Below are 25,652 nucleotides of genomic sequence, written 5' to 3'. Positions count from 1 at the left end.
CATTGCGAAACTATGCCAAAATTATAGCAATTATCATTCCGCAAACAACAAACCGGGTAAAATAAATCACCCTCCTACTATTTCTTTGAGATTACCGACTAAACCTTCCCAGAGATCTTCAAGCTCTTCCTCATCTCCGGTATCAGAATAATCAGTCACCTTCAGAAATACTGATTGGGTAAGTTCATTCTGCTCCAGGCGAAACTCAAGGTATGCGGGGCTCTCATCATCTTCGTCCTCATCATCCCCATTATCAGACTGAAACTCAAATTTGACGTGGTGATTGGTACGTTGGGAGACGGGTTTGGCAATGTGCTCTCTGCCATCCCATTGAAATATAAATTCTTTGTCTTCGTTTATATTAACATCATCTGCAAACCACTGGGACAACCCACTGGCAGAATGCAGATAGGGATAAAGCATTTTTTTTGATGCGCGAATTTCATATTCGGCTGTAAACTTAGTTTTTGCCATTTCTTGTGACAGAATTTTACTTAATCTATCACAAATAAATGAAATGTCAAATAATTTTTTCTCCCCTGAACTTGTAGGTGTAAAAAGCTTTTTCGTATGTTTGCACTCCGATTCGCCAAACGGGCGTTAAAAAGCATTGCTTAGGAAGACATTTTATGGCTTTACCATAGGCCTTAAAATGAAACACTTAGTACACATGCATATCATGGCGAGGTAGCTCAGTCGGTTAGAGCGCAGGATTCATAACCCTGAGGTCACGGGTTCAACTCCCGTCCTCGCTACAAAGGCACTCCGTGTGGAGTGCCTTTTTTTATACCGTCTATTCAGTCCTGATCAGCGAGTCTACCGGAAATCCAGGTAAGAGACCTTAGATCCGCCGCAAATTCGTCTGATAGGGCCCCATCCTTTAACCTCCACGTCCAGTTCCCTTCAGCCTTACCGGGGATATTCATAATTCCTTCTTCACCAAGCCCAAGCAGGTCCTGAGTGGTGGTAATAGAGATATTAGCTACGCTTTCCCACACTAAGCGCAGGAAGTGCTTATGTATGTTTTCAGAACTTACCGGTTGTCCAATATAAGCAGCAAGTTTCTCCCTGCTGGCATCATCAAGTTTACTAAACCATGCTTTTACAGGAATATTATCATGAGTGCCTGTATAAGCGATCTGGTTTTTCAGATGCTGATGAACTATATGGGGATTCTTCCCTGGATTGTCATCCCAGGCAAATTGTAGCACCCTCATACCTGGAAGGTCATAACTTTCCATCAGATCGTAGACAGGCTGGTCTATCTCTCCCAGATCTTCAGCGATTATCGGCATGTCGGGAAATTCCGCTTTCAATTTATCGAAAAGGCTTTCCCTCGGACCTCTACTCCATTTACCATTTCTTGCAGTCTCCTCTCCGTATGGCACTTCCCAGAAGTCTACAAACCCTCTGAAATGATCCAACCGTACAATGTCATAAACCGAAAGGTTATGCCGGATTCGTTTCACCCACCAGTCGAAACCACGACCTTTCTGAGTTTCCCATTTGTAAATAGGCATATTCCATAGTTGCCCATCTTCACTGAAGTAATCTGGCGGCACCCCTGCCACACTTAGCATATTACCTTCGGCATCCAGTTTAAATATGTCCTGATGTGACCAAACATCACAGCTTTGGTGGTCAACATAAATCGGCATGTCACCAAAAAACCTGATTTGGTTAATCCGGCAATAAGCTTTGAGGGCCTCCCATTGCTCGAAAAACAAGTATTGTTGGAATTTTTCCTTTAGAATGGTGCGTGCAGATTTTTCTTTCGCTTCTTCCAGAGCAGCGCGATCATGCTTCTTATACTTATCAGGCCAACTTAGCCAACTCTTGCCATAGGTTTCCCTAAGGGCTGTGTATAGGGCATAATCTTCCAGCCAGTGAGCATTTAAACTACAAAAACTGATGAATTCATTCTGATGAATCCCTCCCTGCTCCTCCCACCTCATGAAGGCAATTTCTAACAGTGAGCGCTTATACTTTTCAGCCTCCCGGAAATCAGAAACTGAGGATGGTTTTTCTATCTCATTTCTTTCCAGGTAACCCCTTTTTTGCAAGCTTTCAGGACTTATGAGCAATATATTACCTGCAAATGCCGACAAACCACTGTAAGGACTGTAATTACTGTCTTCTCCTACCTGGTTAGTGGGAAGGATTTGCCACCAGCTCTGACCAGCCTTAGATAAAAAGTCTGCAAACCGATAGGCGGCGGGCCCTAAGTCCCCTATGCCATATGGGGATGGAAGGGAGGTTATATGCATTAGTATTCCGGAGCTCCGGTGGAACATATGATATCAAAATTTAAAGTTACTGCTATGTAGACAAACCACGGGAAAGTGATGGAACAACTCTCTTAAGGAAGGTAACGTATCGTAATGTTTTCCTGTAAACAGGTCAACCCATCCGGAAGGAGCCTTTTCGGGAAGATCTACCGTGTCCTCCACCTCCATTCTGAGCTTTAAAGAATCGGAAGATACAAGGTTCTTATGGTTTTTGATAGGGCAAATAACCAGCAGCCACTTCTTACTACTTTGCCTAATGTATCCTATGATCTCCTCATCCTCATCCACTTCCAGAGGTATATAATTTGCCCTTCGGAAGAATTTATGGTTGCGCTTTCTGAGTTGTAACATTCGCCAGGTAACAAATAGCTTGACATCACCGTCAGAATATCTGCTCGTCAATTTATTCAGCAAGTCAACTGGTTTTTGGGAAAATGATTTTTTGATCTTATTAAGCGACTTTTTCCTGTCCTCATAGTCTACAGGCCTTCTGTTATCAGGGTCCACCAGGCTCAGATCCCATCCTTCACAGCCTTGGTAAATATCAGGTATGCCTGGTGCGGTATGCTTTATTACTACCTGGGCTAGTGAATTAATAGCTCCGGCTCTGATAAGAGGCTTTAAAAAGTCGTTAAAGGAACTTACGAACTCACTCCGTTCCGTCAGAATGTTGTCTGCAAATGCAAGAAAGTTTTCTTCGTATTCATTATTAGGATTAGACCAACTGGTATGGACCTTAGCTTCCCTTACTGCCTTACTGAGGTAAGCCTTCAGTCTTTTCAAATGGCTGTTCTTGAATTTTCCATTCATTGGCCAAAGGCCTACAAGCACTTGGTACAGAAAGTACTCATCATTAGCATCGGGGCCACCTTCACCTTTGAAGGAACTGTTTAATTTTTTCCACATCAGTACGGAATCTGCCCACTGATCAGATATTTCCGTTAGGACATTAAGCCTCATTCTGCTGTCTTCTCCCCTCTTAGTGTCGTGAGTAGAGGTACCATTCATAGCATGGGGATAGAGTTTATTCCTTTCTACCATAGCTTTATGGAAGACAGGTACGGAGATACTTCCTGCTGATGGGCTATCCCCAACTTCATTACGGGAAATTAGCCTATGAAAATTATAGAAAGTAGTGTCTTCTCCCCCTTTTGCGGCAAGTGGACCAGTGAATTGCTGCCATCGCTGTAAAAAATTCATGCGTCTGCCATCAAAGCTTTTATCACCACTCAGATCAGAGGCAAAAATCGGCCGCAATTCATCCAAAGGTTCTTTTAACTTAGGAAATCTATCCTCCACGCGGGCAAAAGCTTCTGAGATCCAGTCAGATTCTTCTGCCTCCAGCGGCAGGGAATCGGAGTAAATCCTGTACACCGGAAAAGCGGACATAAGTCTGGCAAGTGCTTCTTTAATCTTTTCCTGTTCACCCTCGATAAGCTTCAGGTTTATCAAAAGCCGATAAAGGTTCTCTAGCTCCCCATGCATCCTTTGCTTTAGCATAAAGTACTTGCGCTCAGGCAAAAGCCTACCAAAGGGTGGTATTTCAGGGACAATCTCCTGGTAAACCTCTTCCATATTTCTCCACCCCTCGCTATCAGTAAACAGCCTGTTTAATACGGCCAGGAACTCATAACCACTACTACCCTGTATGGGCCAGGAGGCAGGAATATCCTCTTCTTCCTCCAATATTTTCTCTACCACAATGTAGGTATCTTCTCCAACCAGGCTACGCAATCTTTTAAGGTATGTCCCGGGGTTAGCCAAGCCATCTACATGGTCTATTCTCAGGCCATTGATCAGGCCCTGCCTTACAAGACTTTTAATGAACCTATGGTAGTATTTGAAAATACGCTCATCCTGCATATTAATGCAGATAAGTCCGTTTATGGTAAAGAACCTGCGGAAGTTGATTTCCTGCTCTGTGGCTTTGTAGTAGGTGAGAGAATAATATTGCTCAGAAAGAATAGCCCGTACCCGTTCCGGGTCACGATTAACGCTATCCAGAGCAAAACGGAGCAACTTCTCAAAATCTTTACTTTTGAGAGCATTTGTCAGTTGTGTACGGAATTCATCTTTCTCTTCTATCGAAATCGTATTCCCAAAGTTTCTGATCTTTTGAATAAGCAACCGGATAGCTTCAATATCCTCGTGGGGCATTTCCCATTTCTCTGAGGCTTTCTGCATTTCTTCCAGTAAAGGAACATAGCTCTTCAGGCACATGGGATACCGGTTATCATAATAAGTGACAAACAGGCGCTTTCGGGTATACCATATAACCAATTCCCCACTTTGAAGGCACTTTTCAAAGGGCTCACCCAGAAAGGGAAGCATGACCTTACCCTTCAAAGCCTGGTTATGAAACTCCCAGTCAATATCAAAAAAGCTGTAAAATGGAGAGTCCGGACCGCTCTCCAGCACATCGGCTACCCAGGGATTTCGGCTGTCAAATGCCATATGGTTTGGCACAATGTCCTGTAACCAGCCGATATTTTTATCAGAGGCAACTCTGACCAGCCCTTCAAAATCCTCCAGTGACCCTATTTCAGGGTTGAACTTATGCGGGTCTGTCACATCATACCCATGGCCAGAGCCCGGAACAGCTTTAAATATGGGGGAGGAATAGATACACCCCGCTCCCAGGCTATCGAGATAACCTAATTGTTTTTTCAGATCCCTGAAGGTGAAATCTTTATTGAATTGTATGCGGTAGGTGGATGATGGTATGTACATCTTAAAAAGTTATAAGTCAGGCAAGAGGTATTACTAGCCTTTACCAGTAGGCTTCACGATCATTTCAGACAGGTTTACCCTTTCAGGCTGTGATATGGCAAATAAAGCACATTCAGCAATATCTTCAGCTAAAAGTTTTGCCTCATCCTCTGTCCAGGAGTCCTTATTATCTTCTAATAACTCCTCATCAGTTATATTCTCTCTGAGAGGGGTATCTACGGTACCAGGATCTATACAGGTGACGTGGATATTGTGTGAGGGGGATAGTTCAGTTCTTATGCCCTCAGAAAACTTGATAATGGCAGCCTTGGTAGCAGCATACACGGCTCCTCCGGGATATATGGTGCGCCCATCGGCAGAGGCAATATTAATAATGTGAGAAGAATTCTGTTCCTTGAGGTATGGCAATGCGGCATAGGTAGCTTTGAGTACGCCTTTGATATTCACATCCACCATTTGTTCCCATTCTTCAAGGTGGCGGTTTTTCAAGTATGAGAGAGGCATCACCCCTGCATTATTTACCAGAATGTGCAAGCCCCCAAAGGTTTCTTCGGCTGCTCTGATCAAGCCCACCACCTGTTCCTGATTGGTCATATCACAGGTTCGATAGACTACCTCTCCTTCTTCGTCTTTCAGTTCCTGTTTTAATTCGGCCAATTCATCAGCAGACCTGGCCCCAAGTACTACTTTGATTCCTGACTTAACAAACTTTCTGGCGATTGCTTTTCCAATTCCGCTACTCGCCCCTGTAACCACTGCAATTCGGTTGTCTATGTATTTCATAAAAGCAATTATGTATACACGGGTAATAAGGAAAGTGCGGAATTTGTTATATTTTAAGGCCTATTTCGATATTGGCCAGGTCACTAGCCATATAAAAATGGCTCTTTTCTCAGGAAACAGGCCTGCTATCTTTCTGCCCCCTATGGGTTTTGCTTCTCAGTACCAAAAATTAAGAGTGCCTTTCTCAGTGTAGTATAATTCCGTCCATCTCTACTTCTACTACCAGCCCAGGTAAAATGAGCCGCTGTATTTCTACCATTGTGGCAGCAGGTTTTATTCCGGCAAACACTTCTCCATGGACTAGTCCAATCCTTTCCCACTGACTTATATCAGTTACAAAAATCCGGGTGCGAATAATGCAGGAGTAGTCAAGGCTTTCTTTTTCAAGCAACTTTCCCACCTTGTTTAAAATGTACCGCATCTGCGCCTCTCCATCCCCGGCAGACACAACCTCTCCTGCATCATCCACTGCTGTAGTACCGGCGATGAATAGAAAAGGTCCCTGTATCACTGCTCTGGAATACCCTACCTTTTCTTCCCAGGGTGAGCCTGAGCTTACAGTTTTTCGTATTCCCTTCCCCATAAAGTAAAAGTTATCATATTGGCCTCTCCTTTGTGAGTTAGCAGAAATATAAAGGGATTCCTTATATTCTGGCCAAAATCACACTCATGCGCCATATTTTTTTACTCACATTTCTATTGATCGCATTTGGTTGCCAGCAGGAGGTACTAACTGAGTCTGCACCATCCGATCTTTTACCAGAGGTCAGAGGCCTTTTGGCAGATTCTGCTATGGTAGTATCAGCCCACCCGCTGGCTTCAGAAGCGGGTCTGAATATATTACAAAAAGGTGGAAACGCTGTGGATGCAGCTGTTGCTGTCCAGTTTGCACTGGCGGTGGTTTTTCCGGTTGCAGGAAATATTGGCGGCGGTGGCTTTATGATCTATCGGGATACAAGTGGAGAAAGTTACGCCCTCGACTTTAGAGAGAAAGCCCCGCAGGCCGCTACAGAAACAATGTACCAGAATGAGGCTGGTGAAGTATTAAATAATAAAAGCAGAAGAGGGCACCTTGCTGTCGGAATACCTGGATCTGTGGCAGGCATGGCAGAGGCCCATCGTAAGTACGGCGCCCTTCCCTTTAATGAGTTACTACAACCTGCCATACGCCTGGCTGAAAAAGGCTTTGTCCTGACACGGCTTGAGGCAGAGGGCCTGCAGAATGCCCAAAGCTACCTGAATGAGGTGAACACAATACCTCCTGATTTCTTTGTGAATGACAACTGGGAGCCTGGCGATACAATTTTCCTACCCGAGTTAGCTACCACCCTAAGGCGAATAGCTGACACTGAAGGAAAAGACTTTTATGAGGGGCAAACTGCCAGACTTCTAGTGGAAGAGATGAAACGAGGGCAGGGAATTGTGACCCTTGATGACCTGGCAAACTATCGTGCCGTATGGCGCGATCCAGTAAAAATTGAATATAAAGGGCAAACGTTACTATCAATGCCGCCTCCCAGTTCCGGAGGTATTGTACTAGGTGAGATACTTAATATGGTAGCCCCTCATCCACTCGAAGATTATGCGCCTTACGATGTCCGGACTATACATTTACTCACGGAAGCCGAGCGCAGGGCTTATGCCGACCGAGCGAAACACATGGGTGATTCTGATTTTTATCCCGTCCCAAAGGGAGATTTGCTAAGTCCTACCTATGCCCTTAGCAGAATGCAGAACTTTGATTCTGCCCGGGCCTCCTCTTCAAAATCTATTGGTCCAGGTCTAAGCCCTCCGCAGGAATCGGAGCAGACCACACACTTCAGTATTGTCGATAAAGATGGTCGTGCCGTATCTGTCACCACAACTTTAAATGGTGGCTACGGCTCTGGTGTAGTGGTTTCAGGTGCCGGCTTTTTGCTAAATAACGAAATGGACGATTTTAGTATAAAACCCGGGGTGCCAAATATGTATGGTTTGATTGGCGGGACGGCGAATGCAATAGAGCCGGGTAAACGGATGCTTAGCTCAATGACTCCTACAATTGTGGAAAAGAACGGTAAGCTCAGAATGGTATTGGGGACACCCGGTGGCTCCACCATTATTACCTCTGTACTACAGGTATTTCTTCGAGTAAGTGAGCACGGAATGTCTATGCAGCAGGCAGTAAACTCACCAAGGTTTCACCACCAGTGGCTACCCGATATAATTAAAGCTGAGGAAGGCGCTTTTGACGAAGAAACAGTCAAAAGACTTCAGGAAATGGGGCATAAAATAGAAACTACAGAATCTATTGGACGGGTAGACGCCATTCTTATAACGGATGACGGTACCCTGGAGGGAGGCGCAGATCCCCGTGGAGATGATACGGCCAAAGGATATTAAATGAAAAAAGGGCTTCGCGCCCTTTTTTTATAATTAATTTATTAATGCTCATGTTCATCCTTTCCACTCTCCTTTTTTTTCAAAGAGAGTATATCAAGGAATGATAGGGCGGTAACAAGACCTATTAAAACCGCTACTATCGTAATAAAGGTATTAACACCGTCGGTGACAAATGGGCTAAGGAACATCTTTACTGTGTTTAAATACCAGCGCACTATTACCCTGTGCGCTTAAAATTCTCCGCAATAATAAGGCATAATCAGGAATAAAAGAAGCTGACCTGAAATTTATCCTTAACTATTCGTACTCAAAAATTACGTGGCCAATAAATGTTATAGCACCAGTAGGGAAAGGGTCAGAGTTATTACCGCCAACAGGCAAGCCAGTTCCAACCTAATACTATTTAGTACCTTTTTTCTTTCCTGCTGCATCTTCCTTAATCGTTCCATATCTGTTTGTATTTATAGCCATGCTTATGACTAATCCGATGCTACAAGTTGAATCTATCTATAGGACAACCACACAGGAAAAACTACTACACATTTCAATTAGTTTTTTTCTTAAAATACTAAGACTGGTCTCTGGGAATAATCATTACTTCTGCAACATCCACGTGGCCAGGCTGACGGGCTGCATATAGAATTCCCTCAGCTATATCCTCAGGCTGAAGCATTTCCATCTCCATCATTTCCTTAAAATTCTCCATGATATCATCGTCAGTGATAGTTTCAGGAAGCTCGGTTTTTACCGCTCCGGGTTCTATACACGTAATCCTGATGTTCTTCTTTGGAGTTAGCTCCTGCCGCATACCTTCACTAAGGGCTCTTACTCCATATTTTGTGAGGCAGTAAACGGCACCTCCCGGAAATATTCTTCTACCTGCAACAGAAGAGATATTAAAAATATGCCCGCTGTTTTGCTCCAGCATAACAGGTAAAACATGCGCTATGCAGTTCAAAACGCCATGTATATTCACATCTACCATCTGGCGCCATTCGTCCACTTTCAATTTATCCATGAAAGACAACGGCATCACACCAGCATTATTGATCAACATATCAATGGAGCCAAATTCTGATTTAGCTACCTCTGCCAGCTTTTTTGTATCCTCAACTTTAGTGACATCTGTCACGCAGACTACTGCCTTGCCTCCCTCCCTCTCTATTTCAGCTTTTAAGTCCTGAAGTCTGTCTTCCCGCCTTGCTGCCAGCACAACATTCACTCCTTCGTTTGCCAAGGCCTTGGCTGTAGCCGTACCAATTCCACTTGAAGCACCGGTAACAATAGCTGACTTTCCTGATATTGAACTCATAATTAATTGATAGTTAGAGTGTAAGATATGTCACCTAAACTATCCCTCCTGGATTGTGTTCCACATTAAATGAAATAGCCTAACTATTTCATAAAGCCGGCGTAGTCAACTATTAATATCACTATAACATTTTAATGAAACCTACCTATAAGAAAGCCTTACGCATTGCCATTATTGCTCTCAGTGTCATTCTTCTATTGACAGTAGGTTTGTATTTATTTCGTAAGCCAATCCTGCGTAAGGGAATTACTAAGGCGGCAGAAAAAATAGAAGCGCGTACGGGCATGACACTTACGGTTAATAATATCGACCTCAATGGGCTCAACCTTATCCGTATGGACAGTGTACGGGTAATGGAAAAAGATGACACAGTTTTTACTGCTGATAAGATGTTTATGCGAATACGTATGGCAAATGTATTGTTCGGTAAAATACGCCCAGAGGAGTTCATCATGAATAACGCCCGCCTCTATTACGCACGGCAGGAAGCAGTTTCCCCTATACTTGCTGACAGCCTGGAAAGCGAAGAGGTCACGGAACCCTCCGATACTACAGGAAAAACGGCTGATTCTATAGAGAAAATACTTTCGCTGGACTATAAGAGCTACGTAGACCAAAGCTTTGATGCCATTTTTGATTACGTCCCGGATCGCATCACTGTGGATAGCATGACGGTATTACTTAGCCGAAATGAAAAGAAGGGCCGGATATTTATTGAAAATTTACAGAAAGAGGGTGCGCCCTATCAAATGGAACTTAGCCTTTATGATGAAAAAAGTCTGCAGACTTATGCAATAAAAGGAGAAATGAATAGCGAAAATAAATCGCTAAGCATGCAAGTAACGCTACTGAGAGGAGATAATGAAATTCCCCTGGTGGATAAAATTTTTGATATAAAGGCCAGTCTGATCCAACTGGATGCTTTTTTACAGCAAAAAGACAGAGAAAATGACCGTACGATAATAAAAAGTAGCCTGCATCTGGAGGGCTTCTCAATATTGCATCCTGACATATCTGTTGAGAGAGTTGAACTGGAAAGCATAGACTCGGATATGGAGATAGCTTTTGGAGATCAGTTTTTGCAAATAGACAGCTCAAGTCAGATAAAAATAAACCGAATTGATATACCTTTTTACTTTAGCTATGGCAGGTATGGGGACAGAACCTTTACTGTAACTATACCCGAAACGAAGTGGCGGGCAGAAGACTTTTTCTCCAGTCTGCCTCCGGGCTTGTTTAACACATTTCAGGGACTTGAAGCGACCGGAATTATCAAGTATAGCCTATATGCGCAGGTAAACCCCAAAAAACCGGAAGAACTGAAGTTTGATAGTTCAATGGATAGTGAAAACCTGAAGATCACCAAATATGGGCGTGAGGACTACCGTAAAATCAATAGCAAATTTATCCAAAAAGCCTATGTAAAGGAAAAGCTGGACCGCACCTTTACCGTATCACCCGGTTCAGACTCATATGTAACATTGGATGAAGTGTCGCCATACCTTATCAACAGCCTACTTACTGCAGAGGATGGCGGATTTTGGTCCCATAATGGATTTAATGAAGAGGCTTTCAGAGACAGCTTTATCACCAACCTGAAGGACAGTAATTTTACCCGCGGGGGCAGCACTATCACCATGCAACTCGTAAAAAATGTTTATCTGTCCAAAAGAAAGACTATTGGTAGAAAGGTAGAAGAGGCGTTGATTGTATGGTTGATCGAAGAACTAGACCTCGTCAGCAAAAGACAACTACTACAAACCTACCTGAATATCATTGAGTGGGGGCCTCACGTGTATGGCATTCAGGAGGCTTCGGACTTCTATTTCGGAAAGCACCCTTCAGATCTCACTCTGGCAGAGTCATTATTCCTAACCAGTATAATCCCTAAGCCCAGAAAAGCTCGATCGTCATTTGATTACGAAACCGGCCAACTAAGGGCCTACCACAGCCATTACTTTAATCTGCTAACAGGTATCATGCTGAGAAGAAACCAGCTTGAGGAAAAGGACACTACAGGCTTAAAGGCCGAGATCTATCTGACAGACAATGCTTATAATCGCCTAAATTTACCGAAACCTGAGCCCCCGGAAGAAGAAGAACAAGGAATTTTTAATAAGCTATTCAGCAGCGACAACGCCCCTGTGCCCTCAGGGTTTTAATAAAGAAAAGTAAAAGGTAGTACCCGCGGGGCTACTTTTTACCCACATTTTGCCACCGGATTTCTCGACCAGGTCCTGGCATAATTGTAAGCCTAACCCAGTCCCCTTTTCTCCTTCCGTACCTTCCTGTGAGACAGACCCTTTCTTCTTAAAGATGGTATCGATAGTTTCATTTGTCATACCTACACCAGTATCAGTTACGGATACAATTATTTCAGATGCAGTCTCATCAAATTCCCAATGTACCTCTCCCTCCTTAGGTGTAAACTTTATTGCATTACTCAGCAAGTTACGTACTACCGTATCCACCACATTTTTATCGCCTGAAAACTCAATCGGTTTCACCAGATTATTAGTGATTTTTATACCTTTTTGCTCTGCCTTGGGAATAAACAGCTCCTTATTAAACTCGACAATCTCCTGCAGGTCGTACGTCCCTATTTCCATTTTCAGTTGGTTCATCTGATTTCTCGACCAAAGCAGCAAATTCTCCAACATTTTATATACATTCCTGGTATTCTTACCCAGTCGCTGCATAATTGCCTGCAGTTCTGAAGGCTTAAGCGCATCCGGTGATTTTTCTAATAAGTCAGTTAGCCCCATTATGCTATTAAAAGGACTTTTCAGGTCATGAGCCACAATACTGAAAAACTGATTCTTTGCTTCATTCAGGTCCCTTAGCGTATTTTCAAGGGTTTTATGTTTAGTAACATCGTTAAAGAATACCAGGTAACCTTCTGGTCCCTTGCTTACAGAAATCTCAAACCAGGACTGCAGAGTATCAAAATGTACCTCATGCACCCCTGAGCTATTTTGGGCAATGGCGTCAGACAAAAATGTATGGCAAGCTTCTCCTGTACCTTCCGGAAAAAGGTCCCACAGATTTTGATTGATCATCTTACGGCGGCTTATCTTAAGAAGCCTTTCCATGATCTTATTGGCATACGTAATAGTCCAGTCGGCATTCACGCTTACAAATGCATTAGGAATATTTTCCAGAATAGCAACAATGCGCTTATTCGTACTTTCGAGACGATTCTCAGTTACCTTTTTTTCTGTGATGTCCTGAACTATTCCAAAGACTTTGATCACCTCATCCTCATCATTGAAAATCAGTTCTGTATTTACCCGTTGGTATCTGACCTCACCATCTTTTAGCACCACACGAAATTCTATGTCATACCCTTTACCCTCGTTCAGAGAGGTATTAATAGTAGCAATGACCGATGTGCGATCATCAGGGTGTATAAAGTCAAGCCCCTTATTGATATTGGGCTCAAAGGAGAAGTCCTGAAATCCGTATAATCGATACGTTTCAGAGGACCAGTAAACAAGGTCTGTTTTTAAATCCCACTCCCATACGCCAATCTTCCCTATACGTTGTGCTTTAGCAAAATGACTTCTATAAAACTGCAGATCCTTTTCTGTCACCATCTGATTCACCCTGGTCTTAAAAATGATTACCAGCGCACCTGCTTCACCGTCAATGACGCCTGGGAGGGGAAAAAACCAACCAACGAGGTCCTGATGCCCCGTAGGGACTACCTCTTTACGCACCACACCTTTCATGGCCTGTCTCATGCTAAACACAAAGGCAGGCACTTCCTGATAAGCTGCATAAGCATTTATATCAACAGCGTTACGCTTATTAACAGGAAAATGCTCAAGGCAATGGCCATTTACATATTCGAAGTTTCCATCTTCCTTAACAATAGCCAAAAGAAATGGAAAACGTAGCATCATGGAGGTAGTTTCCGGATGCTGGTCAAGCACAGATCTGATACAGTCCAGATACAGAAGACTACTGTTCTGAACATCCTGCAAGATGAGTCGCTGAATATTTTTTCCTTGTACTGACATTAAGTAATTATCAAATCACCTCATTAACGTCACAAACGAATCAAATATTCATGTGTTAAAAGTAAAAGAAGAAACCGTAAATCAGATTTGTGTGTATTTTTTCACTTTTAATGTTACGAACAGCATAATTTACTTAAACCCAACATCTCTCAAGACACCAGTGAGCAACCTGAAATAATATTCCTTTAAACATTTCAGCAAAAATTTATATTAAGGGGATCTCAAAATAAATAGCACAAAAACCACACAACGCCCAATCGTTTATTCTAAAATAATATGTAAAACAAAATTAAACCCAACTACATGAAGGAGCTATATTGTATCATAGCCTATGAGGCAGGGGGGAAATACTTATAATTTTTGATTAAATATGAATGGGATACTAAAAAACATTACACTAAAGCATTAAAACAAAAAAACCCCGCAATTGCGGGGTTTCAAATCTTGTCAGCCTATCGGCCTACTTAACTTTTTCCACGATAGCTTTGAATGCATCGGGATGGTTCATTGCAAGGTCGGCAAGAACTTTTCTGTTAAGATCAATATTAGATTTTTTAAGAGCTCCCATAAGCTGTGAGTAGCTCATGCCGTGCTCTCTGGCTCCGGCGTTGATACGCTGAATCCAAAGCTTACGAAACTCTCTTTTCTTTGCTTTTCTATCACGGTAAGCATACTGCCAACCTTTTTCAACCGCATTTTTCGCTACGGTCCAAACGTTTTTCCTTCTGCCGAAATAACCTTTTGCGGCTTTAAGGACTTTTTTCCTGCGTGCTCTTGACGCAACATGATTTACTGATCTAGGCATTCGTTAAATTTTTTTGACGATTGGTGCTTTCAGTAACTGAAAGGCTTTGAAAACCAGGCGTCTGGTAAAACAATAAAACCTCTGGTTAGAGTGAATCAAATAACAAGCATGTCTTTAACGCGTTGCTTATCGCTGGAGTCCACGAGACCGGCGTGAGTCAGATTACGCTTTCTCTTGGTCTCCTTCTTAGTCAGAATGTGACTTTTGAACGCATGCTTTCTTTTGATTTTTCCTGTTCCGGTAAGCTTGAATCTCTTCTTGGCTCCGGATTTGGTTTTCATCTTGGGCATGAATATATACTTTAGTTTTCAGTTACTTTTTACCTCCCTGCTTAGGCGCCAGGATCACGGTCATCCGCTTTCCTTCGAGCTTTGGCAGTTGTTCAACCTTCCCTAGTTCCTCCAGAGCCTGTGCAAATTTCAGCAACAGAATCTCTCCGCGCTCTTTGAAAACAATAGTACGACCTGCAAAATGAACATAAGCCTTTACTTTGGCTCCCTCTTTGAGGAAGTTCATAGCGTGCTTAAGCTTAAAGTCAAAGTCATGATCGTCTGTATTTGGACCGAAACGGATTTCCTTTACAACAGTCTTCTGAGCCTTAGCTTTAATTTCTTTTTGCTTCTTCTTCTGTTCATACTTGAACTTAGAGTAGTCGATAATCTTGCATACAGGTGGATCTGCCTTAGGAGAAATCTCCACCAGGTCGAGACCCTGCTCCTGCGCCATACGACGGGCAGTATCAGTGTCATATATATCTACCTTTACATTTTCACCTACTACACGGACCTTGGGCACACGAATGCGCTCATTCACCCTGTAGGGTTCTTCTACTCTGCCTCTCTGAGGTCTTCTGGAACGTGGTCTTTTGCTAATAGGAACCTCCTTTTTGGTTGATTTAACAAAGTGCAAATATCCGATATTTTCAATGAGAAAAAAAGGTCAGCCAGTTTTTTTAGGCCAGCCCCCCTCATAATTCACGAACATATTGCAAAAAATAAATTAGTTGTACCGCTTTAAACAACGAACCCCCACAAAATTGTTCATTTTAATTTACAACTAAGGGGGCAAAGCCCTTTCAGGATTTTAGTTGCTTGTCTACGTCAGCTTCATTTTTAAATGAATTTATAAAGTCAGTTACAGCAACAGAACCCTGATCTCCTTCACCGTGCTTTCGTACACTTACCGTACCTTCACCGGATTCTTTTTCGCCAACAATTAGCATATAAGGCACCTTTTTCACCTCTGCATCACGTATTTTCCGCTGCACTTTCTCATCTCTGTGATCGACGAACCCACGGATATCTGCTTCCTGAAACTTAGTGAAAAGCTCCCGGGCATAATCATGGTATTTTTCAGATATAGGGAGAATGGCAATTTGTTCCGGAGATAGCCATAGCGGGAAATTGCCTCCTGTGTGCTCAATAAGCAGACCGATAAACCGCTCCATACTTCCAAAGGGAGCCCGGTGAATCATGACGGGACGATGATGTGCATTATCGGCACCAATGTATTCCAGTTCAAAACGGTTAGGCAAATTATAATCTACCTGTATAGTTCCCAACTGCCACCTTCTGCCTAGTGCATCCTTAACCATAAAGTCCAGCTTAGGACCGTAAAAAGCTGCCTCTCCTGTTTCCACCACATAGGGTAGCCCCTTCTGCTTTACCGATTCAAGAATAGCACTTTCGGCTTTTTCCCAAAGATCATCATCTCCTATATATTTAGCTTTGTTCTCGGGATCGCGAAGAGAAACCTGAGCAGTAAAATCCTCAAAACCAAGGGCATTGAATACATATAGGACAAGGTCAATAACCTTCATAAATTCATCCTCCACCTGGTCCGGGCGGCAGAAAATATGAGCATCATCCTGGGTAAAGCCTCTAACCCTTGTTAGACCGTGCAACTCACCACTTTGCTCATAACGGTACACCGTGCCGAACTCGGCAAAACGTACCGGAAGGTCTTTGTATGACCGTGGGCGACTTTTGTAAATTTCGCAGTGATGAGGGCAGTTCATTGGTTTAAGCAGAAACTCCTCATCTTCATTGGGAGTATGAATAGGCTGGAAACTATCCTCTCCGTACTTTTCATAATGCCCGGAAGTCACATACAGCTCTTTCTGGCCGATATGTGGCGTTACCACTGGGTCATATCCCGCCTTTACCTGCGCTTTACGAAGAAAATTTTCTAACCGTTCACGGAGTGTGGCCCCTTTAGGTAGCCAAAGGGGTAAACCAAGACCCACCTTCTCACTGAAGGTAAAGAGGTCCAGCTCCTTACCTAACTTACGATGGTCACGCTTTTTGGCCTCCTCAAGTCTTTCCAGATACTCCTTTAGTTCCTTAGCCTTGGGAAACGTTATGCCATAAATACGGGTAAGCTGCTTATTATGCTCATCTCCTCTCCAGTAGGCACCGGCTACATTCATCAGCTTAATGGCTTTTACAAAACCGGTATGGGGAATGTGCGGTCCCCTGCAAAGGTCAGTGAAGTTGCCCTGCGTATAAAATGTAATGGTACCATCTTCCAGCCCTTCGAGCAGGTCAAGCTTATACTCATCACCTTTATTTTGATAGTAGGCCACGGCCTCGCTTTTACCTATGGGTTTACGAACGAATTCGTTCTTTTGGCGGGCCAGCTCGGTCATCTTTTGTTCCACCTTTTCCAGGTGGTCACCATTGAATTCCATTTCGCCGAAGTCCACATCATAATAAAATCCGTTTTCTATAGGAGGGCCAATACCTAACTTAATTCCCGGATACAGCTCTTCCAAGGCTTCTGCAAGTAAGTGTGCTGATGAGTGCCAGAAAGCTGACTTGCCATCATCATCATTCCAGGTAAGTAACTGTACCGCAGCATCAGTTTCTACAGGCCGGGTGGCATCCCACACCTCACCATTAACTTTGGCTGCCAGTACATTCCTGGCCAGTCCTTCACTTATACTTTTGGCAATGTCTAATCCTGAGGATCCCTTGGGGTACTCTCTTACACTTCCATCAGGCAGCGTAATATTGATCATACTTTCCTGGCTCATTAACTAGTTATTCTTATCGTCTGTATCAGAATCTTTTTTTTCCAAAGTGGGCAGTGTATTTCGCCTGCGCCTTTCGAGTTGCTGCAAATATGCAATTTTTCTTCGTAGGTCCGCCAGTTCACTACTCGCGATTTCATTAGTACTGTCCACATCCAGCAAAGTGGTATAAGAAGCTACTGACTCACCATAGCGCCTTGCGGTATTAAGTATCCTTGCTTTCTGCAGAAGGGCATAGGTATTACGGGCATTGGAGGCTAGCACATCATCCACATAATACAACGCCGAATCATACTGCCTTTTCTCCATAAGGTAATCAGCTATTTCGACCTTCGGACGGTAGTCTTCAGAAAACCGCTTTGTTAAATGGCCTAATAAAGAAGCCGCACTATCGGGGTAATCCATAGCTTTTAACAAAGAGGCCATCTGCAGGTTAGCCTCCAGATTATCCGGCCTAAGCACGAGTTGCTTTTCCAGATAAAAAGCCGTTTTCTCAAGATCATTGCGATTAAGGTAAATATCAATAAGCCCTGAGTATGTTCCGGGGTCTTCTTTGATATTCAGGCTGCTTAAAAAGTCCTGCTCTGCAGCTAATGTGTCTTCCAGCGAAAGCAGTATATACCCCCTGGAACAAAGGTAAGCCGGATTCTCCGGCTCTTTTTTCATCGCCTTGTTAATATAATCGGCCGCTTTAATATAATTTTCCTTGAGTCTGTGAACTTCTGAAAGCAGGTAGAACAGTCCGCCGGACTGCTCTCCCAGCCTCTCTGCCTCAGAAGCAAAAGACTCCGCTTCATCCACATCGCCTATCCTCAGGTTTTCCCTCGCAGCCATGTAGTGATATACCGGTTCATCAGCCTTAAGGGAGATTGCCTTCCGCAAGTTTATCAGTGCATTTTCATTGCGGCCGAGCTCGTTAAGAATTATGGCCTTACGATAGTAGTTTTCCGGGTTGTCAGAATTTTGTTCAATGTTTCTGTTAACCTTTTCAAGGCTTACAGAGTGATAGCTCTCATCAAACTCGGGGGCTTCATGTAGCTGGTAACGGCTATGGTTTCGTTCACAAGACGAAATCACCACTAAACCTAAGATAATATATAAGATTCTTATCCTCATTTTCAGACCTGAAGCCACATAACAAAAGTAAGACGCTAAAAATTTGATGAAAATGAAATTGCTATAAAATCAGTTGTGCACTAACTTTTATACCAAATGGCCTTACATTCTCTTCATCAAGGTAGGTAACGCGGTGAATGAAGTCCACCCTCAGAAGCTTAAAGATGTTCTCTACTCCATAGCCTAGCTCAATGTACGGTTCTTTTCCTAAGCCTCTGAACATCACAAGGTCATTTCCATCAGCATCCTGCTGAGGCGTCAGAGAAAGATTTCCTTCATCAAGCTTTCCGTACAGGATATTAGCTGTAGCCAGGGCCCGCCACTTGAGCTTTTTCATCAGCGGAATTCTATTCAGCAGAAAACCTTCAAAATAGTGTCGGTAGTTTAAACTCAGGTATGAATCACTGACAAACTCGAAAAAGTCCATCTGATTGAATGCTGATGTAGTGTAAAAGGGAGATTCATTTCCTAAATGTACCCGCAATAGAGGGTATGGAAGATTCTCAAAAATGTACCCGCCATCAATGTTATACCGGCTAACCCCGAAAAGGCCCATCTTCAGGCTTTGTTCTACCTGTAGATTAATCCTGTTGTAATCAAAGTCGCCTCCAAGCAGGTCGTTAAAACCACGGGAGTACGCCAGCGTTATGACGGGCCATCCAGTAGTAGATCCCATACTTATCCTGCTGTTATCATTGATTACTAATAGTTCGTTTTTGGTAAACCTTGCTTCTATCGTTGCTTCAGTGGTGCTGAATTCCCTTTTAAGCCCTTCTTCAGATTGGTTTGAGTTCTCATAATATGCAAATGGAAAAACTGGGTCATAATCTCCATTACTTATAATAGCTTTCAGAGTAAAGCCCCTGTAAATATCGGTTTGGAAAGAGAAGGTGTTTCGTGAATAATAGTAAGGGCTCGTCAGCTCTCCGAAGCGGGTAAAAGAATAAAATATAGGATTACTACCAGGGTCTGCAAACTGTAAGCCTAATTGGTCTATATCCACCACGCGTTGTACAGATACTTTGGTCCATTTCTTTCTATTCAGAAAATAAGCTGCACCAAACCTGTACTTCCATTCTTCATCCCTTAGGCCATAGGCTCCGTATGCGGAAAACTCCCAACGTTTACTAAACTCTGCGTTTGTCCTGAAGCCAAGTCCTAAGCGGTGGCCCTCAACATTGTTAAAATTATATACCAGAGGATACGGACCTATGTCCACCTTGCCGGATTTTATATATCCGCTACTCAGCGTCTTAACAATATTTGTCAGGCGACGCACACTAGGTATATTTCGCAGGGTGTCGATCATCTCGATCACGTCCATTTCCGTAGCGGTGAGGCTATCGTGACGAGCTTCCAGCCAGTAAACCTCATCCGTTTCACCTGCGTCTGGCTCTACCTCTATAGGCACCTCGTAAAACCGAACAGGCTTCCGGTTTCCAATCTTAACATCTTCCACGCTGTTGTAGAATTTTGCCAAAAAGCCCACCGACTCTTTGCCTACATTATCTACATCGATGGTGAGCCGGGTTTTCACAGGCAGCCAGGGGCCTGCCGATGTCTGCTCAAATTGCTGAGAAATATCTATCCGTTTTATAAAGTTCAAATTAGCACTTTCCGGCACTGTTAGTTTAAGTTGCTTCAGTGCAGCCTCTTCCTTTGTGATCCAAATAGTCCCTGTAAACGCTAGGTCCTGTTCTCTCAGTGGATAGACCTCGAGTCTGTAGCAATAGTCCCCTTCAATCATAAGGCTATCTACCAGGTCGTAATCATAATATAGCTTCCAGCCATCAGCTATGGGAGAGATAAACTCCTTCCCTGCAATATTCACCCAGTTTTTATAAAAATTATATTCCTGAAATGACGAACCTATAAGCTGACTCACCAGGCTGCCATCATCTACCCCTACCCCGGTAATTTTGGTTTTGAGTACGTGCTCCTTTTTAAGCACTGGGTCATTGCGATAATAATATCTGCTGATGGACTCACTGATAAATACCGGCAAAATAGGGTTGCCATCCTCACCGGCTATTACCTTTACACTGTCCAGAACAGACTTTACTTTCCGAATGAACTTTTTCTGCTGAAAATCTTCGGACATCCGGCTGATGTCCATCTCAATTTTGGTGTAGCTTTCGTAATCAAAAGCATCCAACTCTCTTTTATCGTTTAGACGGGAATTTTCGGAAGCTCTGTCAATAATGGCAAAAGCCGGATTAATTCCTGGTCTCACCACTACTTCATCCAGGCTTATGACATCTGGGACCAACTGAAAACTTACCTCTCCTGCGGCACTTACAGCCTTAGTTCGGGAAACATACCCTACAAAAGAGGCCGTAACAGAGTCGCGGTTGGCCGAACTACGGATTTTATAATATCCATCAAAGTCAGTAGTTCCCCCCTCCGTAGTGCCGGTAAATACAATATTTGCAAAAGGAATAGGATCACCTGTTTCAGCATCCGTTACCCTGCCGGTTATCAATATTTGGGCACAGATACTACCTCCACTTAAAACGAGCAGGATACTTATCAGTAATGCCGAAAAAATTTTCCGGCTAAAATACCTGTTACATAAAAGATTCATCTTTCATCACCACTGGTTAATCAATAGGTAAAGTCTCTTTTTTACCCAGAAACTTTGGGGAAATATCTAAAAAGTAAAGGTCCAGGATAGCCTTTGGCCTGGCCAGCATCTCCCTTGCTAATACTTTAAAACTCTTGTCCAGAGGTTGTACTTCGGCTGCGTAAGCCACGGCCCGCATATCATAATGCTCAGCAATGAACAATGCCCGATAGCTGTGAAACTCCTGGGTCACGATTATTATACTATTCTGCCCGAAAATCTCTTTGCTGCGAACCACACTGTCCAGGGTCCTGAACCCTGCGTAGTCCAGGGTAATGACGCTATCAGGTACCCCGAGATCCATTAGTGCTTTCTGCATATCCACAGGCTCATTATAATAGACGGTATTATTATCGCCGCTCAATATGAAATGCCTTACTTTACCCTCTTTAAATAACCTCGCCGCAGCCTCCATCCGGTAAGCAAAGAAGGAATTAACATAGCCCCCCCTCAGCCTCTTACTGGTACCAAGCACGAGGGCAACATCGGTTTCTGGTAGGCTATCAATTTCGTGAAAAACCTGATCATCCGTAGAAAGTATCACCCACATGTTAGCTACAGCCACACCTGACAGCATGCAAGCCAAAAGTATCAGGCTGATTCTCGCTATTTTTTTGAAGGCTTTCACTTACTGCTGCTTCCCGTATTCCTTCTTAAATAGTTTTTCGTGAGCATTCACGTTTTTCACGCATTTTTTGTACCAGTCAAGCCGTATCACTGAGGCCTCTACTTCTGCTAGTCTCCACTCCGTATCAGACCGCCAAAGCCTGTCCATAGTGCCATACAGGCAAATAGCAGCAGCAACAGATATATTGTAACTTTCGGTAAAACCTACCTGGGGTATCTGTACATATCCATCTGCCATTTCCAGAATGCTCTCACTAAGTCCGGCATGCTCATTACCGAGAGCCAAGACAAAAGGCTGATCAATAGGGATCTCATCCGGCAGGTACCCCTCTTTATGCGGTGAAGTGGCTAGTATACGGTACCCACGATTCTTCAGGCCCTTCACTGTCTGCACACTACCCCCGTCGGCAGTACTATACTTATAGACATCCACCCACTTTGATGCCCCCCTGACTACATATGGATTTACTTCGTAGGCATCATCCTCTTCTACAATATGTACATCCTGTATGCCCAGGCAGTCACAAGTACGCAGTATGGCACTGGCATTATGAGGTTTATAGATGTTTTCGAGCAATAGTGACACATATCGTGTTCTGTTGGCAAGATTTCTTTCAATAAGCCCCTTCTTATTATCCGTCACATAACCGGACAGATAGTTTAATAGCTGCCTGTCGTACTGATTCATTCGTTAAAACAAGCCCATTTGCTCTTTATCCGGATCTTCGCCACCTTCATCTGAGCCCTCATCGCCGCGGCTATCTTTGCCATCCATGTCATTCTCGGGTTTTGAAGCAAGCAAACGTACATTAACTATCTTCTTATCAGGATTTAGCTTATTACCTACTGCCTTCCAGCCACGTACATCAATAAGCATATCGATATCGTAAACCACGGTCTCTTTACTTCTGCCTTCTTTCAGCTCCAACTCCACCTGGGGCTCCTTGTCAGTAGAAGCTACCACGAGATAGCTCCCCCTGGCTTCAGAGATGAAATTGAATTTTTTCCCTATCGTAGTGGTCTCTACTTTAAACCGCTTAACGAAGTGTGTCTTTTGCGCCCCATCGTAATACACAGCGCTCACTACCTTGTCCGGGCTGAATTTGTCAATGAACAGAATCTTGTCCGGCTCATACCGGTTGGTTAACTCATATGTAGTGAGCTCATAATTACCGTCTTTGAATAGCACAAGTATGGAGTCATCCCCAAGGAAAGTTCCAAGCTTTTTGCCCCGTTCCTCCGTATTCAGCCTGCCTACAGCTCCATCATACCAGATATCGATGCCTCCGAGAGAGGACTCTCCCAGTCGTTTGAACGTAATATTCCTTACCGGATACTTAGTGAGAATATTACCCCCTGCCCCCCGGCCTTTGATATCAAGATCATCAAAATCAAAATCAAACACCTTGATACGGGCCTTGCAGCCGGAGGTGAGTTTTACCGTCACTATCTCTGATTCTCCATTTGGCCGGGCCGCAAAGTACAGCATTTTGCTACCTTTGTGCCCTTTGGTCAGATCATACTCGCGGTCGCGGGTAACCCCTCCTACCTGGAAACGCTTGGCCATAGACCGGCCAGTTTTACCATCCAGATAGACCATGTTATATACTGTTCGATCATCGCCACGCAGAAAAACGTCTGCATACAGGATATTCTTACCTACAAAGACCTTCTCCTGGATACGGGTTACAATCATGATGCCATCTGCCCTGAACACAATAATGTCGTCCAGGTCAGAACATTCACAAACCATCTCTACCTGTTCGCCTTTCTTTAGGCCATATCCAAGAAACCCTTCCTTATAGTTCACATATAGCTTTTGGTTATTAGCTGCCACCACTGTTGCCTGAATCGTATCAAAAGCCTTGATCTCAGTTTTACGCTCACGGCCTTTTCCGTATTTCTCCAGAAGGTTTTTGTAGTAAGTAATAGCAAACTCTGTGATATTGGCCAGGTTATATTCTACCTGCTCAAGCTCATCCTGAAGTTTCTTCATCAGCTCATCAGCCTTAAAACTGTCAAACTTGGAGATCCGCTTGATCTTGATTTCCGTAAGCCTGATAATATCGTCCTGGGTAATCTCACGATAAAACTGCGGCTTGAAAGGATCCAACCCTTTGTCGATGGTTTCCAGTACAGCCTCCCAAGTCTCACATTCCTCTATATCACGGTATATGCGATTCTCTATAAAGATTTTCTCAAGGCTGCTAAAGAGTATCTTCTCCAGCAGTTCACCTCTGCGTATTTCCAGCTCGCGGGTAAGGAGGTCTACGGTCTGGTCATTACATATTCCCAGTATTTCATTTACTGAAATAAACCGGGGCTTATCTTCAATAATGACACAGGCATTAGGCGATATAGAGACCTCACAGTCAGTGAAAGCATAAAGGGCATCGATAACTACATCCGGCGACTGACCAGCTGAAATGTGGACTTCGATCTCCACATCTCTGGCAGTATTATCTATAACTTTCTTTACCTTGATTTTCCCCTTATCATTTGCCTTCAGGATACTATCTATGAGGCTGGTAGTAGTTGTTGAGAAAGGAATATCCTTGATAATGAGAGTCTTTTTATCCAGCTCCTCTATCCTTGCTCTGACTCTGACCTTGCCTCCTCTCAGACCCTCATTGTAATCACTGAAATCAGCAGTACCCCCAGTAGGAAAATCAGGAAGTACATTTACTTTTTTCCCCTTCAGCAAATCAATGCTTGCCTGCAGCAGTTCACAAAAGTTATGAGGTAAAATCTTAGTACTCAGACCAACAGCAATACCCTCCGCTCCCTGTGCCAGCAAAAGGGGAAATTTAACCGGCAGGTTTACCGGCTCTTTCTTTCTTCCATCATAAGATAGCTGCCACTCGGTGGTCTGGGAGTTAAATACCACATCAAGGGCAAACTTTGAAAGTCGGGCTTCTATATACCGGGGAGCAGCTGCCGAGTCCCCTGTACGAATATCTCCCCAGTTACCCTGAGTCTCAATGAGCAGGTTTTTCTGACCCATATTGACAATTGCATCACCGATACTCGCATCACCATGGGGGTGATACTGCATGGTCTGCCCTATGATATTGGCCACCTTATGGAAGCGCCCATCGTCCATATCGCGCATGGCATGCATGATCCGCCGCTGAACAGGTTTAAAGCCATCCACTATAGAAGGTACGGCCCGCTCAAGTATTACATAGGAAGCATAATCCAAAAACCAGTTTTCGTACATTCCGGATACAGGAAGTACATCCTGCAGGGCATCATCCTGTCCGTTCTCCATTGGGTCGAGGTTATCCTTATCGTCTGCCATTCTCAGCTATCAGCAATATTCTTAGTTCTTCCCACACCAGTCAGGTGTAGGATCAATATTATTAGTAAAATGACCACACCACCCAGCACCAGGTAAAAGCTTTTGAGTATCCATGGTCTCACTTCTTCAGCCGTCTCGGATAGCATGCGGGCCTGGTCCCGGTCTATTTGATCCAGCTCTTCGATCATTTCAGAAAAAACATCCTTGCTCTCCCGGTTATATAGCTTCTCAGCCGTGGTATACCGGTCAGCCGCCAAAAGTTCCAGTATTTTTTCTTCGTAGGCTTTGTAAATGATCAGGCGATTATAAAGCGAATCGAAATGGCTGTAATCTTTTATTATATCCCGGTTAGCCATATACCGATCAAAAAGGCTGTCAATACGCGAATTATTCGCTATTAACTGGTCAAACTTTCTTTCATAGTTCTTTCCGGTGAGGTACACCAGGGAGTTCAGGTTCATACGGTTCACCAGTAGCTCCTCGCGAAGTTTACCGAAATCACGTACGGGGATCAGGTTTTCCTCCATCATACGCTCATATACATTCAATCTCTGGTAATGATTGAAAAGCTGGATACTCACAATAAGCATTATTGCAAGAACCCCTCCAAGTCCGGCGGTAACAACCCGGTG

The 25,652-nt window shown here is 43.6% G+C and carries 19 protein-coding genes and 1 tRNA gene; 3 read left to right on the top strand and 17 right to left on the bottom strand.

The genetic code is table 11. From position 1 onward, the window contains the following. Nucleotides 1-66: 66 nt before the first annotated feature. The gene (locus AB9P05_RS18375; RefSeq protein ID WP_371910298.1) at nt 67-474 is read right to left on the bottom strand and encodes an START-like domain-containing protein; all 408 of its coding nucleotides are present in this window, start codon (nt 472-474) and stop codon (nt 67-69) included. A 207-nt stretch (nt 475-681) separates the two neighbouring features. On the opposite strand from AB9P05_RS18375, the gene AB9P05_RS18370 reads away from it, so the two are divergent. Then, a tRNA-Met gene (locus tag AB9P05_RS18370) sits at nt 682-755 on the top strand. A 42-nt stretch (nt 756-797) separates the two neighbouring features. On the opposite strand, the gene malQ is transcribed toward AB9P05_RS18370, so the two are convergent. From malQ to AB9P05_RS18350, 4 genes are all read right to left on the bottom strand, one after another. Next, entirely contained in the window at nt 798-2,294 is a 1,497-nt protein-coding gene (malQ, locus tag AB9P05_RS18365; RefSeq protein WP_371910297.1) for a 4-alpha-glucanotransferase, read from the bottom strand. A 6-nt stretch (nt 2,295-2,300) separates the two neighbouring features. Then, a complete protein-coding gene (gene treY, locus AB9P05_RS18360) occupies nt 2,301-5,018 on the bottom strand; it encodes a malto-oligosyltrehalose synthase (RefSeq protein WP_371910296.1) in 2,718 nt (905 codons plus the stop codon). Between the two features lie 33 nt (nt 5,019-5,051). After that, the gene (locus AB9P05_RS18355; RefSeq protein WP_371910295.1) at nt 5,052-5,801 is read right to left on the bottom strand and encodes an SDR family oxidoreductase; all 750 of its coding nucleotides are present in this window, start codon (nt 5,799-5,801) and stop codon (nt 5,052-5,054) included. 184 nt (nt 5,802-5,985) lie between these two features. Beyond that, complete coding sequence (locus tag AB9P05_RS18350) at nt 5,986-6,384, bottom strand: RidA family protein (RefSeq protein WP_371910294.1); 399 nt, start codon at nt 6,382-6,384, stop codon at nt 5,986-5,988. Nucleotides 6,385-6,470: 86 nt separating this feature from the next. Here AB9P05_RS18350 and ggt point away from each other — a divergent pair, with 86 nt between their 5' ends. Then, nucleotides 6,471-8,183: a gamma-glutamyltransferase gene (gene ggt / locus AB9P05_RS18345; protein WP_371910293.1), complete on the top strand. Its 1,713-nt coding sequence runs from the start codon at nt 6,471-6,473 to the stop codon at nt 8,181-8,183. Between the two features lie 568 nt (nt 8,184-8,751). On the opposite strand, the gene AB9P05_RS18340 is transcribed toward ggt, so the two are convergent. Continuing rightward, on the bottom strand, nt 8,752-9,495 hold the full coding sequence (locus AB9P05_RS18340) for an SDR family oxidoreductase (RefSeq protein WP_371910292.1): 744 nt from the start codon (nt 9,493-9,495) through the stop codon (nt 8,752-8,754). Between the two features lie 134 nt (nt 9,496-9,629). Between AB9P05_RS18340 and AB9P05_RS18335 the strand changes: the two genes are divergently transcribed. Next, nucleotides 9,630-11,657: a transglycosylase domain-containing protein gene (locus tag AB9P05_RS18335; protein WP_371910291.1), complete on the top strand. Its 2,028-nt coding sequence runs from the start codon at nt 9,630-9,632 to the stop codon at nt 11,655-11,657. On the opposite strand, the gene AB9P05_RS18330 is transcribed toward AB9P05_RS18335, so the two are convergent. From AB9P05_RS18330 to AB9P05_RS18280, 11 genes are all read right to left on the bottom strand, one after another. Further along, nucleotides 11,646-13,517, bottom strand: a complete 1,872-nt coding sequence (locus AB9P05_RS18330) for an ATP-binding protein (RefSeq protein WP_371910290.1) — start codon at nt 13,515-13,517, stop codon at nt 11,646-11,648. The genes AB9P05_RS18335 and AB9P05_RS18330 overlap by 12 nt on opposite strands. 460 nt (nt 13,518-13,977) lie before the next feature. Next, complete coding sequence (gene rplT, locus AB9P05_RS18325) at nt 13,978-14,322, bottom strand: 50S ribosomal protein L20 (protein ID WP_371910289.1); 345 nt, start codon at nt 14,320-14,322, stop codon at nt 13,978-13,980. A gap of 95 nt (nt 14,323-14,417) precedes the next feature. Then, on the bottom strand, nt 14,418-14,612 hold the full coding sequence (gene rpmI / locus AB9P05_RS18320) for a 50S ribosomal protein L35 (RefSeq protein WP_371910288.1): 195 nt from the start codon (nt 14,610-14,612) through the stop codon (nt 14,418-14,420). A 22-nt stretch (nt 14,613-14,634) separates the two neighbouring features. Then, nucleotides 14,635-15,195, bottom strand: a complete 561-nt coding sequence (infC, locus tag AB9P05_RS18315; RefSeq protein ID WP_371911367.1) for a translation initiation factor IF-3 — start codon at nt 15,193-15,195, stop codon at nt 14,635-14,637. A 202-nt stretch (nt 15,196-15,397) separates the two neighbouring features. Then, complete coding sequence (gene thrS / locus AB9P05_RS18310) at nt 15,398-17,341, bottom strand: threonine--tRNA ligase (RefSeq protein ID WP_371911366.1); 1,944 nt, start codon at nt 17,339-17,341, stop codon at nt 15,398-15,400. A gap of 18 nt (nt 17,342-17,359) precedes the next feature. After that, entirely contained in the window at nt 17,360-18,469 is a 1,110-nt protein-coding gene (locus AB9P05_RS18305) for a tetratricopeptide repeat protein (protein ID WP_371910287.1), read from the bottom strand. Nucleotides 18,470-18,530: 61 nt separating this feature from the next. Further along, on the bottom strand, nt 18,531-21,053 hold the full coding sequence (locus AB9P05_RS18300) for a DUF5686 family protein (RefSeq protein ID WP_371910286.1): 2,523 nt from the start codon (nt 21,051-21,053) through the stop codon (nt 18,531-18,533). Nucleotides 21,054-21,069: 16 nt separating this feature from the next. Further along, the gene (locus tag AB9P05_RS18295; RefSeq protein ID WP_371910285.1) at nt 21,070-21,720 is read right to left on the bottom strand and encodes a vancomycin high temperature exclusion protein; all 651 of its coding nucleotides are present in this window, start codon (nt 21,718-21,720) and stop codon (nt 21,070-21,072) included. Further along, nucleotides 21,721-22,407, bottom strand: a complete 687-nt coding sequence (locus AB9P05_RS18290) for a TrmH family RNA methyltransferase (protein ID WP_371910284.1) — start codon at nt 22,405-22,407, stop codon at nt 21,721-21,723. A 3-nt stretch (nt 22,408-22,410) separates the two neighbouring features. Beyond that, nucleotides 22,411-25,020, bottom strand: a complete 2,610-nt coding sequence (locus AB9P05_RS18285; protein WP_371910283.1) for a DNA gyrase/topoisomerase IV subunit A — start codon at nt 25,018-25,020, stop codon at nt 22,411-22,413. 2 nt (nt 25,021-25,022) lie between these two features. Next, nucleotides 25,023-25,610 carry an MCP four helix bundle domain-containing protein gene (locus AB9P05_RS18280; RefSeq protein WP_371910282.1) on the bottom strand — a complete coding sequence of 196 codons (588 nt, stop codon included), beginning with the start codon at nt 25,608-25,610 and terminating at the stop codon, nt 25,023-25,025. Nucleotides 25,611-25,652: the final 42 nt, after the last annotated feature.

It is taken from the genome of Roseivirga sp. BDSF3-8, from assembly GCF_041449215.1.
Taxonomy (GTDB): Bacteria; Bacteroidota; Bacteroidia; order Cytophagales; family Cyclobacteriaceae; genus JBGNFV01.
This window is presented reverse-complemented; position numbering and strand designations above follow the sequence as displayed.

What these genes read in the sequence shown, in the direction of transcription:
- AB9P05_RS18375 (WP_371910298.1), bottom strand. Translation starts at nt 474, where the DNA reads ATGGCAAAAACTAAGTTTACAGCCGAATATGAAATTCGCGCATCAAAA.
- malQ (WP_371910297.1), bottom strand. Translation starts at nt 2,294, where the DNA reads ATGTTCCACCGGAGCTCCGGAATACTAATGCATATAACCTCCCTTCCA.
- treY (WP_371910296.1), bottom strand. Translation starts at nt 5,018, where the DNA reads ATGTACATACCATCATCCACCTACCGCATACAATTCAATAAAGATTTC.
- AB9P05_RS18355 (WP_371910295.1), bottom strand. Translation starts at nt 5,801, where the DNA reads ATGAAATACATAGACAACCGAATTGCAGTGGTTACAGGGGCGAGTAGC.
- AB9P05_RS18350 (WP_371910294.1), bottom strand. Translation starts at nt 6,384, where the DNA reads ATGGGGAAGGGAATACGAAAAACTGTAAGCTCAGGCTCACCCTGGGAA.
- ggt (WP_371910293.1), top strand. Translation starts at nt 6,471, where the DNA reads ATGCGCCATATTTTTTTACTCACATTTCTATTGATCGCATTTGGTTGC.
- AB9P05_RS18340 (WP_371910292.1), bottom strand. Translation starts at nt 9,495, where the DNA reads ATGAGTTCAATATCAGGAAAGTCAGCTATTGTTACCGGTGCTTCAAGT.
- AB9P05_RS18335 (WP_371910291.1), top strand. Translation starts at nt 9,630, where the DNA reads ATGAAACCTACCTATAAGAAAGCCTTACGCATTGCCATTATTGCTCTC.
- AB9P05_RS18330 (WP_371910290.1), bottom strand. Translation starts at nt 13,517, where the DNA reads ATGTCAGTACAAGGAAAAAATATTCAGCGACTCATCTTGCAGGATGTT.
- rplT (WP_371910289.1), bottom strand. Translation starts at nt 14,322, where the DNA reads ATGCCTAGATCAGTAAATCATGTTGCGTCAAGAGCACGCAGGAAAAAA.
- rpmI (WP_371910288.1), bottom strand. Translation starts at nt 14,612, where the DNA reads ATGCCCAAGATGAAAACCAAATCCGGAGCCAAGAAGAGATTCAAGCTT.
- thrS (WP_371911366.1), bottom strand. Translation starts at nt 17,341, where the DNA reads ATGATCAATATTACGCTGCCTGATGGAAGTGTAAGAGAGTACCCCAAG.
- AB9P05_RS18305 (WP_371910287.1), bottom strand. Translation starts at nt 18,469, where the DNA reads ATGAGGATAAGAATCTTATATATTATCTTAGGTTTAGTGGTGATTTCG.
- AB9P05_RS18300 (WP_371910286.1), bottom strand. Translation starts at nt 21,053, where the DNA reads ATGAATCTTTTATGTAACAGGTATTTTAGCCGGAAAATTTTTTCGGCA.
- AB9P05_RS18290 (WP_371910284.1), bottom strand. Translation starts at nt 22,407, where the DNA reads ATGAATCAGTACGACAGGCAGCTATTAAACTATCTGTCCGGTTATGTG.
- AB9P05_RS18285 (WP_371910283.1), bottom strand. Translation starts at nt 25,020, where the DNA reads ATGGCAGACGATAAGGATAACCTCGACCCAATGGAGAACGGACAGGAT.
- AB9P05_RS18280 (WP_371910282.1), bottom strand. Translation starts at nt 25,610, where the DNA reads ATGCTTATTGTGAGTATCCAGCTTTTCAATCATTACCAGAGATTGAAT.